This window comes from Cellvibrio sp. (genome assembly GCF_053579595.1).
Window position 1 is genome coordinate 1 of record NZ_JBRFPI010000136.1, and the last position, 10526, is coordinate 10526.

Annotated in this window: 9 protein-coding genes; 5 read left to right on the plus strand and 4 right to left on the minus strand. The window is 51.7% G+C overall.

All coding sequences use genetic code 11. The features are described from left to right. The 4 genes from ACWA6V_RS10205 to ACWA6V_RS10220 all read right to left on the minus strand — a co-directional run. Positions 1-242 (minus strand): hypothetical protein (locus ACWA6V_RS10205; protein ID WP_449522389.1); only part of this gene is annotated, 242 nt, incomplete at its 3' end. Between the two features lie 113 nt (positions 243-355). Beyond that, positions 356-2608, minus strand: coding sequence for an Orn/Lys/Arg family decarboxylase (locus tag ACWA6V_RS10210; protein WP_449522390.1), 2253 nt, complete (start codon positions 2606-2608; stop codon positions 356-358). A 239-nt stretch (positions 2609-2847) separates the two neighbouring features. Further along, on the minus strand, positions 2848-3531 hold the full coding sequence (locus ACWA6V_RS10215; protein ID WP_449522391.1) for a hypothetical protein: 684 nt from the start codon (positions 3529-3531) through the stop codon (positions 2848-2850). Positions 3532-3680: 149 nt separating this feature from the next. Next, on the minus strand, positions 3681-4220 hold the full coding sequence (locus tag ACWA6V_RS10220; protein WP_449522392.1) for a helicase: 540 nt from the start codon (positions 4218-4220) through the stop codon (positions 3681-3683). 222 nt (positions 4221-4442) lie between these two features. Here ACWA6V_RS10220 and ubiE point away from each other — a divergent pair, with 222 nt between their 5' ends. The 5 genes from ubiE to ACWA6V_RS10245 form a co-directional block, all read left to right on the plus strand. After that, positions 4443-5192 (plus strand): bifunctional demethylmenaquinone methyltransferase/2-methoxy-6-polyprenyl-1,4-benzoquinol methylase UbiE, encoded by a 750-nt coding sequence (ubiE, locus tag ACWA6V_RS10225; protein ID WP_449522393.1) that lies wholly within the window; start codon positions 4443-4445, stop codon positions 5190-5192. Beyond that, positions 5192-5806 (plus strand): ubiquinone biosynthesis accessory factor UbiJ, encoded by a 615-nt coding sequence (locus ACWA6V_RS10230; RefSeq protein WP_449522394.1) that lies wholly within the window; start codon positions 5192-5194, stop codon positions 5804-5806. Before ubiE ends, ACWA6V_RS10230 begins: the two co-directional genes overlap by 1 nt. A gap of 15 nt (positions 5807-5821) precedes the next feature. After that, positions 5822-7480, plus strand: a complete 1659-nt coding sequence (gene ubiB / locus ACWA6V_RS10235; RefSeq protein ID WP_449522395.1) for a ubiquinone biosynthesis regulatory protein kinase UbiB — start codon at positions 5822-5824, stop codon at positions 7478-7480. A gap of 165 nt (positions 7481-7645) precedes the next feature. Continuing rightward, complete coding sequence (locus tag ACWA6V_RS10240; protein ID WP_449522396.1) at positions 7646-9463, plus strand: putative bifunctional diguanylate cyclase/phosphodiesterase; 1818 nt, start codon at positions 7646-7648, stop codon at positions 9461-9463. Positions 9464-9494: 31 nt separating this feature from the next. Further along, a partial coding sequence (locus tag ACWA6V_RS10245) for an MASE1 domain-containing protein (RefSeq protein ID WP_449522397.1) occupies positions 9495-10526 on the plus strand: 1032 nt, incomplete at its 3' end.

The following is a 10526-nucleotide window of genomic DNA, read 5'->3' on the forward strand; positions in this document are numbered from 1 at the left end:
GTATTCACTTCCGCTTCGCTAATCACCGGATGGGTGAAACGAATGTACATGGGTGCTTCAGCAGCAATCCAACGCTTGGGGTAATCCGCAATGTGCGCTTCCCAACTCGGCGAGATAGCCTCAGCGGCGGCCGCCGCATCGGTTGCCGGTTTGTTGTTTTGCTCGGGGGTGGATTTATCGCAAGCGCCGAGCAATACACTCAACAAAGCAACAGCACACCATGAAGACCAATGAACACGCATAATATTTCCCTGTTTGGTTGTGATTTTTTTGGCTTTCTGAAAGCCTACAAAAAAGCCACCCCACTTGCGCGGGATGGCCTCTCTTTATAGCATCGAGTTGATGAACCCGGGCTTTATTGTTTTACGCAGTCAACAAAATAATCGCGTTTGCCATCCACTTCACGTTTTACCAAGCCATGGACATCCGTCTCGAAGCCGGGGAAACGCTCGTTAAAATCGCGCGCGAATTTTAAATAATCGACGATGGTTTTGTTAAAGCGCTCGCCTGGAATCAACAGCGGGATTCCCGGTGGATAGGGCGTTAACAAAATCGAGGTGATACGGCCTTCCAATTCGTTAATGGGCACGCGTTCGATTTCGCGGTGCGCCATTTTTGCGAACGCATCTGAAGGTTTCATCGCCGGTTGCATATCGGACAGGTACATTTCGGTCGTCAAGCGGGCAACGTCATAAGCTTTGTAGAAGTCGTGGATTTGTTGGCAAAGATCGCGCAGGCCCATGCGCTCGTAGCGCGGATTCGCTTGTGCGAATTCCGGCATGATCCGCCACATCGGCTGGTTCTTGTCGTAATCGTCTTTAAATTGTTGCAGCGCGGCTACGAGAGTATTCCAGCGGCCTTTGGTGATGCCGATGGTGAACATAATGAAGAAGGAATAGAGGCCGCACTTCTCGATAATTACGCCGTTCTCTGCCAGATATTTAGTGACGATCGATGCAGGGATACCGGTATCGGTGAATTGGCCATTCACCGACAAGCCTGGGTTAACGATGGTGGCTTTGATCGGGTCGAGCATGTTGAAGTTCGGCGCGAGTTTGCCGAAGCCATGCCAGTTGTCATCGCTGCGCAGTACCCAGTCTTCGCGGGTGCCAATGCCTTCTTCAGCAAACTCTTCCGGCCCCCAGACCTGGAACCACCAATCCTGGCCCCATTCTTCGTCCACTTTTTTCATGGCGCGGCGGAAATCCAGCGCTTCAAAAATCGATTCTTCTACCAGTGCGTGACCGCCAGGTGCTTCCATCATCGCGGCGGCGATATCACATGAGGCGATGATTGAATATTGCGGCGAGGTGGAGGTGTGCATCAAATAGGCTTCATTAAATGCATCCTGATCGAGTTTTACTTTCTCGGATTCACGCACCAACACTTGCGATGCTTGCGATAAACCGGCGAGCAATTTGTGTGTGGATTGGGTAGAGAAAATCATCGACTCTTTTGCGCGCGGGCGATCTTTGCCAATCGCGTGCATGTCTTTGTAGAACTCATGGAAAGTGGCGTGCGGCAACCAGGCTTCGTCGAAGTGCAACGTATCGATTTTACCGTCGAGCATATTTTTCAGTGTCTCTACGTTGTAGAGCACACCGTCGTAAGTCGATTGGGTAATAGTGAGGATGCGCGGTTTTTTGTTTACGGCTTCGCGCGCAAAGGGGTTTGCTTCGATCTTGCGGGCGATACTTTCCGGTGTGAATTCTTCCAGCGGAATTGGGCCGATAATGCCGAGGTTGTTGCGCGTCGGCATCAGGAATACCGGAATCGCGCCGCACATAATAATCGAGTGCAAAATCGATTTATGGCAGTTGCGGTCAACGACAACGATATCGCCTGGCGCCACAGTAGAGTGCCACACCATTTTGTTCGATGTGGACGTACCGTTGGTGACGAAGTAACAGTGGTCGGCATTGAAGATGCGCGCGGCATTGCGCTCGGACGCGGCGATTGGGCCGGTGTGGTCGAGCAATTGGCCGAGTTCTTCCACCGCGTTACATACGTCGGCGCGCAGCATATTTTCACCAAAGAACTGGTGGAACATCTGGCCGATAGGCGATTTCAAAAAGGCCACGCCGCCGGAGTGGCCGGGGCAGTGCCAGGAATAAGAACCGTCTTGCGCGTAGTGGACCAGCGCGCGGAAAAACGGTGGTGCCAAACCATCGAGGTAGGATTTGGCTTCGCGGATAATGTGGCGCGCCACAAACTCCGGCGTATCTTCAAACATATGAATGAAGCCGTGCAGCTCACGCAGGATATCGTTGGGGATATGGCGCGAGGTGCGGGTTTCGCCGTACAGATAAATCGGGATGTCGGCGTTTTTGTAGCGGATCTCTTCCACAAAGGCGCGCAGGGATTTAAGCGCATGGTCGGTCTCTTCGAGCGAGCCGCTACCAAATTCTTCATCGTCGATCGACAAAATAAACGCAGAGGCGCGCGATTGTTGCTGCGCAAATTGCGACAGGTCACCGTAGCTGGTAACACCAACTACCTCCCAGCTTTCTTTTTCGATGGCGTCCGCGAGCGCGCGTATGCCTAAACCCGAGGTATTCTCGGAGCGAAAGTCTTCGTCAATGATGACAATGGGAAAACGAAATTTCATGGGGTCTCCAATATAGAGTTGGCTGGAGTTAACACTTGCCGACGTGACCGCCTCTGGGTGGTGTGAATCGTCTGGCTGGCGTACCTGAAGGGTAGGCCAAGAATAGCCAGGCGCTGTTACAGTAAAACTGCTCCCCGGCCTATGTCCGGGGGCGCAATTGTAATCTAGTTAGGGGATTTCAAACATATTTTGGTGCATTTGTTTCATGCCCTTTTGTTAAGCGTCGATAATTCACGGGTTTATCCTTGCCCAATGCGTCTCAGGCCTCGCTGTCTTGACCAAAGCAGCACCAGTAAGCCGGTCAACAACAGTCCAGCCAGATGAGGCTCTGGCACCGAGAATTTCTCCACTGTCCAATGGCCGCTACTGGTATCGGCATGGGTGATTTCGAGTTGGGCGAGCTGCAACCAATATCCACGCCATAACGTTGGGTGAAAGCGAAGGGTGAGCTGATCTCCCGCCTCACTGCTGGAAGTGACCCGGATTTGGTGGTCATTCAATTCGTAAAAAAGCATGTCGGTTTCCGGGGTAATCAGCTCGGTCATTTGCAGCATCAAATTCCAGCCTGCAACTTCGCCTTCTTGGTTGAGGCTTACGTGGCCGTAAGATGATGGCTTGATATCGATAGGGTAGTAAATGATGGCGTCAGCGTCGGGAGAAATCAGGTTGAAGGTAAAGTTCTCCCCAACAAAATGCGTTAGTGGATGCAGCGATAGATCCTGCTCGGGAGCAGTAAAAGAAAGGTTGAATGCGAGGGGTGGTAGTGGTTCATCCAACTCATAGGGCCAGCCGTCCACCAAGTAGGATGTAAGCGGCAGCGGCTGACTGGTATAGGTAAATTGTAAATAGGCAGATGCGGGCAGAGAAATGACGAGAGTTGTAGTGGCTAAACAGCGCAGGGCCCAACGCAGAATCGTTTGCATAGCGAGATCCTTGGGGATTAGTCCCGATAATGTGAGCAATAGGAATTACCGGGTCATTCTTACCCGGTGACGAAGCTATTCAAACATTCGGTGCGATGAATATTTGTGCGGTACTGCACGCAGGAAGGGTTTAAATGCATCCTTGGTATTTATTTGGCGGGGGATGCGTCATTCGATAGGCTGCTAGCGTTACTGCTATGGCTATTACTGGAGGCCGTGGAGGAAACAGGTGGATTTTTTAACGCATCCTCCGCTACCACTTTGAGCGCAGCGGGCATGGCCTGGTCAATCAGTTGTTGCTCCGCCGCGCTGGGGACTTTATAACCGCGCGGCCAGAGACCGTCGAAATAATTCCAGCCGTAGCCCCAGCGGTAGTGGTTCATCCAATAAGGGCTGCCGCCCCAGCGCACATTGTTGTAAATGTAGTTGGCCATGCCCGGGCCTTGTGCTGCTTTGACGCAGGCCTGGATGCGCTCGTCGGATTCTTTGCGCTCCTCCTCACTACCGCCTTTCCAATAATCCAGGTCGTGGGCAACGCAGCAGTGGCGCCAAAGGTTGGGGTTTTCCGGTGTACCGTCAATCCAGAGTGAGCAGCCATCGGTAGTGAACGCTTTGAGTTCGTTGGCCTGGCTGGTGCTGGCGATGAGCAGTGCGCAGGGGAGTGCGATGATAAATCCGAGGGCGCGCATAGGTTGTTCCTTCCTCCGCTGTCGTAAATGTGATGGCCAGTGGATGTGATTCGGTAATGGCGGGGATTTTACGCAACGACAGCTGAAAAACTATCAAAATCTTTGCTTTGGCGCTTGGATTCGACCTTCTTCCCCCGCCAAGTGCCGCTGTGCAATGTCCACCCAATGCCAGTACAATGCCGCCACCCTGCCCGCTTGGGTTGCCTGCCTTTGGATTCCACTATGAACGATAAAAAAACCACCCACTTTGGCTTTCAGGAAGTGCCTGTTGAAGAAAAAGCCGAACGTGTCGCCGAGGTCTTTCACTCAGTCGCCGCCAAATACGATGTGATGAATGATTTGATGTCGGCAGGCATTCATCGCCTGTGGAAGCGTTTCACCATTGAAGCTTCGGGCGTGCGCGCCGGGCATAAAGTATTGGATATCGCGGGTGGCACCGGTGATTTAAGTTATCAATTCGCCAAGCTCGTCGGCAGCAATGGGCAAGTCGTGCTCGCCGATATCAACGCGTCCATGCTCGGCGTGGGGCGCGACCGCCTGACCGATCGCGGCATTGCCGGCAATATCAATTTCGCCCAGTGCGATGCGCAATTTCTGCCCTTTCCCGATAACTCCTTCGATTGCATTACCATCGCTTTCGGTTTGCGCAACGTGACCGATAAAGACATGGCGCTGCGTTCCATGTTGCGTGTGTTGAAACCGGGCGGCCGTTTGTTGGTGCTCGAGTTCTCCAAACCGCAAAGCGAAATACTCAGCAAAATTTACGATACCTATTCCTTCAAAGTACTGCCGTTTATGGGCAAGCTGGTGACCAACGATGCCGAGAGCTATCGCTACCTCGCCGAATCGATCCGCATGCATCCGGATCAGCAAACCCTCAAAGAGATGATGGATAACGCCGGATTTGTGCGCACCGAATTCCACAATATGACCGGCGGCATAGTCGCGCTGCACAAAGGCATCAAACCTTAATGGCCAACACCTTAACCATCGCAGCGCTCGCTAGCGCCGAAAAAATGCTAAACGCCGCGCTGCGTTACGACCCCGCCACGCGCATCGGCCTTGCGCAGTTGGAAGGCAAAATTCTCGCCGTGCAAATCACCGCGCCCGCGCTGCAGTTTTTTATCATGCCGATGGATGACGAACTGCGCTTGATGGGCAATTGGGATGGCGATGTGGACACGCGCATCACCGGCTCACTCTTGGCCTTAGCCCAATTGTCGCAAACGGAAATCCACAATTTAAAAGACAGTGGCGTCACGGTGATGGGCGATTTAAGTTTGCTCGCCGACCTACAACGCCTGGTGAAAAATCTCGATATTGATTGGGAAGAAATGCTCAGTCAATTCACCGGCGATATTGTTGGCCATCAAGCGGCGCAACTCATCCGCGCAAAATTCGGCTGGGCGAAAGATCGCGCGCAGAGCGCACAGCGGTTGACCAGCGAATTTCTGACTGAAGAATTAAAAGCCCTGCCAAGCAAACCTGAGCTGGAGGATTTTTATCGCCAGGTTGATGACCTGCGTTTGGCGGTTGATCGCGCAGCGGCGCGTGTTGAAACGATCATTAATAGAAAAAACCATTAAAGAGAAATCAAATCCGTGATTGTTTTTTTCCGCTTATTAAAAATCCTGCGCGTATTTGCACGTTATCGCCTTGATCAATTGCTGCCCGCAAACTTACCACTTGCCGCGCGCATTTTATTATTCTTTTTCAAACTGTTTCCCCAGCCACTTTCTGCCAGTGGTGAAAAAATGTCGCGCGGTGAATGCCTGCGTCGCGCCTGTGAAGATTTGGGGCCAATCTTTGTAAAATTCGGCCAGCTGCTGTCTACCCGCCCGGATCTGGTTCCCGACGATATAGTGCGGGAACTCAATCACCTGCAGGACAACGTAGCGCCTTTCCCGAACGAAGAATTCCAACGCATAGTAGAAGCCTCACTGGGTGCAAAGGTCAGTGATATTTTTGCCAGCTATGATCATGCACCACTGGCATCTGCATCAGTCGCACAGGTGCATACGGCGGTGTTGAAAGATGGGCGTGAGGTCGTCATCAAAGTTGTGCGCCCCGGCATTGAAAATATTATCGCGCAGGATGTTGAGCTGTTACTGCTGGTCGCGCGCTGGGTTGAAAAAAATACGCTCGATGGCAAGCGCTTGCACCCGGTGGAAATTGTGCAGGATTATCGCACCACCATTTTTGATGAGCTGGATTTGCAGCGTGAAGCTGCCAATGCCTCACAATTGCGCCGCAACTTTTTAAATTCCGCGCTGCTGTATGTGCCGGAAATTTACTGGGATTACACACGCGCTAATGTTTTGGTGATGGAGCGCATTTATGGTATTCCAGTAACGGATGTAAATGCATTGACCGCGCAGAATACCGACATGAAAAAACTCGCCGAGCGCGGCGTGGAGATTTTTTTCACCCAGGTGTTCGAGCACAATTTTTTCCATGCCGATATGCACCCCGGCAATATTTTTGTGTCGCGAAAAAATCCGCAGCTGCCGCAGTACATCGCGGTGGATATGGCAATCGTCGGCTCGCTCACGCGTGAAGACCAATACTATTTAGCGCGCAATTTGTTGGCGATGTTTCGCCGCGATTACCGTCAAGTGGCTGAGTTGCACGTACAAAGTGGTTGGGTGCCCAAGACGGTACGGGTAGAAGAATTGGAAGCGGCAGTGCGCACCGTCTGCGAACCCATCTTTGCCAAGCCGCTCAAGGACATTTCCTTCGCCAATGTGCTGCTCAGTTTATTCCGCACCGCGCGCCGATTTGAAATGGAAGTGCAGCCGCAACTCGTGTTGCTGCAAAAAACCTTACTCAATATCGAAGGCCTCGGCCGCCAACTTTATCCTGATCTGGATCTTTGGGTAACGGCCCACCCCTTCCTTGAGCGCTGGTTGAAAAACCGCTTCCATCCCAAATCCCTCTGGGGTGAACTCAAACGCTACGCCCCCGAATGGATGGAAAAATTCCCGCAAGTGCCGGACCTTATCTTCAACAGCCTGCAACAGGTGCCGCTCATCGCGCAAAAATTGGATGCGTTGGAAGCGGATGTTGCCCATCGCAACCTTCGCCAACATCGCGGGCGACGCAAACTTATCGCATTACTCGCCTTTGGTGCGGCCGGTTATTTCTTGTATCAGGACTTGCAAGGTTCTGCCGTGCTGCGCGATTGGATCGCGACCGATGTCTCACCCTCGACTATTGTGTTGGCGGCGATTGGTGTGGCTGCACTCTGGTTTAGGAAATAGGTTGGGGGCATTAAATCAGTGCTTGGTATGTGCACCACCTTGACGCTTAGATCATCAATATCATTGGTTATGATTTACCCTAACAAATCTTCATAACCGGCGCGTAGCTATTCTTTTAGCGTCTGCTATTATCGGATGACAACAATAGTTAAGGACTTTATTGTCATGTCGAGTTCGACGCGTATCCTGCTGGTCGATGATACCCCCGAAAATCTGGATGTCCTCAGTGGAATTCTTGAGGATTTGGATTGCCAATTGATTGTCGCCACCTCCGGCGAACGCGCCCTGGAGCTGGCCGCGCGGCGCCTGCCAGACCTGATCCTGCTCGATGTAATGATGCCGGATATGAACGGCTTTGAAGTCTGTACCCGTCTCAAGGCCGAACTGGCCACCACCGAAATCCCGATTATTTTTGTCACCGCCCGCGCCGACGATATCAGCCAGGGCTTCCGTGTCGGCGGCGCCGACTACATCACTAAACCGATCAATGCCGACGAAGTGCGCTCGCGCGTGCGCCACCAGCTTGAACGCCAGATGATGTTGGCGGAACTGAAATCCTTTAACCGCGAATTGGAAGGCAAGGTGCGCGAACGCACCGCTGAACTCACTATTGCCAACCGCCAGCTGCGCGAGGAGATCAACGAGCGGCGCTATATGCAAGACCGCCTCAACTACCTCGCCACCCACGATTTTGTCACCCGCCTGCACAACCGCAATGCCCTTGAAGCCCATGTATCTGAACTACTTGCCCGTATCCAGGTGCAAGACATCAGCGCCTCGTTTTTATTGATCGATATTGACCGTTTCCGTTTGGTTAATGAGAGTTGCGGTTGCATTGCTGGCGATGAATTACTGCGGCAGTTCTCCGACAGCATCGCCGGATTATTAACGCGCAACGATTTTTTTGCCCGGTTGGGCGGCGATAGGTTTGCAGTAGTGACCTATTGCGATGAAGGTGATAAAGGCCTTGCGCTTGCACAAAGTATTTTAAAACATCTGGAGCAATTCAATTTCCAATGGGAGGACCGCCAATTCAAACTTGCGGCCTCAATCGCCACTGTGCCGCTGACCCGCATTATGGTGAGCTATGATCAAGTGATGCTCGCCGCCGATGAAGTCATTTTTGTTGCCAAGCGCGACGCGCGCGGAGGCATTTTCAGTTACGAGGAAGCAGCCAAGCGCAGCAACCTGCATAAAGATAATATCAACTGGGCATCGCGTTTGGTCGATGCGGTGCACAACCAGTTATTCCGCGCCTGGTTCCAGATGATCGAATTTTTACCCGCTAGTACGGGTAACGCCAAACCACAATACCGATTGGAAGTGTTAATACGATTATGGGATGCAACTCACCAACGCATGATTTCACCGGGGGAATTTATCGGCCCGGCTGAGCGTTTGCATTTAATCCCTGAGTTGGATAAATGGATTGTGGGATATACCTTGAATTTATTTGCCCAACACCCGCAATTGCTGGAGCGGTTGGATATGGTCTCCATTAATCTGTCTGCCATTTCCATTCGCGAACCACAGTTTGCACAATTTATTATCAATAGTTTTACCACCTACAATTTGCCTGCACATAAATTCTGCTTTGAAATTACCGAAACCCAGGCAATCGTCAATCTCGATTCTGCGCGGCAGTTTATGCAAACCCTGCGCGAATTGGGTTGTCATTTTGCGCTGGATGATTTCGGCAGCGGTTTTGCCTCCTACGCCTATTTACATCAGCTCGCGTTCGACAAAATAAAAATCGACGGTATTTTTGTGCGCGATATGGACACTGATACCGCGCACTATGCGATGGTGAAATCCATTGCGGAAATGGCTACATCGCTCGGCAAAGAAGTGATTGCCGAGTTTGTCGAGACCGCAGAAGTCGCCGCGCAGTTGCATAAACTCGGGGTGAGCTGGGGGCAGGGCTATCATCACCATCGCCCGGAAGAAATGAATTATCAGGCGCTGGAAAAATGCTTGTCGTAATTAACGACTGACCTTCACAAGGTGTGTGCCGGTGCTAAAGCTCTCCCGTAAATCGCTTTATCTATTCGCTAAATTGCCACTGCTAAACCTGGGTTTTGCGGTGGTTTATTTTTTATTGGTTCAATTCGGGATGGCCTGGAGTTCGCTGACCTCACAGGTCTCTTTGGTTTGGCCAGCAGCAGGCTTGGCATTGTTTGGGTTTTTGTTATTTGGCCTGCGCGTGTTGCCAGGACTTTTTTTAGGTGCCTTTTTCGCCACACAATTTTTACATTTTGATCCTCTTATTGGTCGCAGTTATACCCACTGGGGAGCTGCTGCACTTATTGCTGGTGGCGATATGTTGCAGGCCGTCATTATCGCACGCATCAACAGTGGTTTATTAAGCCGCAACCTGTTAGTTAATTTGCGCCGCACGCTGATTTTTATCGCCAGCATTTTTTTCTGTGCTCTTATCGCTTCCAGTATTGGTGCCTACACACTGAATGCGCTCGGCATTGTGCCTGCTGGTGAGCTGGGAAAAACCTGGGCATTTTGGTGGATGGGCGATAGCGTCGGCATGTTGATTGTGACTGCATTATTTGCGTGGTTATTAATTCCGCGCATTCGCCAGAATACCCATGCGCAGGCATTTTTATTATTGTGTGCCGGTGTGGGGCTAGTATTTTTTCTGGTCTCGGCACTCGGGTATATCGAACACAGTGAAGCGCAACGCCTTGCTAGTGCTGCACGCGAGATTACACTCGCCGCACAACTCGATCCGCGCCCCTGGTATCAACCCAGTTGGTTACAATTTTCAGTACTCGCGATAGGTTTGACACTGATAGGTCTGTTAACCGCGTATATCCGCACGCGTCAGGAGCACGATGAACTCTTGCGTGAAAACCAGACACGTCTTGAAGCAGAGGTTTTATCGCATACACAAGCGTTGCGCAAAGCCAATGACTGGCTGCTTAATGAAGTGGTGCAGCGCCAGCAAACCCAGGAGCAATTACAGGAATCGCAAACAGCACTGCGCGCGCGCGAACAACATCTGCGCAGCCTGCTCGATAATATTCCTGACCCG

Excerpts from the sequence above, each read along its gene's own strand:
- ACWA6V_RS10215 (WP_449522391.1), bottom strand. The coding sequence starts at position 3,531 with ATGCAAACGATTCTGCGTTGGGCCCTGCGCTGTTTAGCCACTACAACT.
- ACWA6V_RS10220 (WP_449522392.1), bottom strand. The coding sequence starts at position 4,220 with ATGCGCGCCCTCGGATTTATCATCGCACTCCCCTGCGCACTGCTCATC.
- ACWA6V_RS10240 (WP_449522396.1), top strand. The coding sequence starts at position 7,646 with ATGTCGAGTTCGACGCGTATCCTGCTGGTCGATGATACCCCCGAAAAT.
- ACWA6V_RS10210 (WP_449522390.1), bottom strand. The coding sequence starts at position 2,608 with ATGAAATTTCGTTTTCCCATTGTCATCATTGACGAAGACTTTCGCTCC.
- ubiE (WP_449522393.1), top strand. The coding sequence starts at position 4,443 with ATGAACGATAAAAAAACCACCCACTTTGGCTTTCAGGAAGTGCCTGTT.
- ACWA6V_RS10230 (WP_449522394.1), top strand. The coding sequence starts at position 5,192 with ATGGCCAACACCTTAACCATCGCAGCGCTCGCTAGCGCCGAAAAAATG.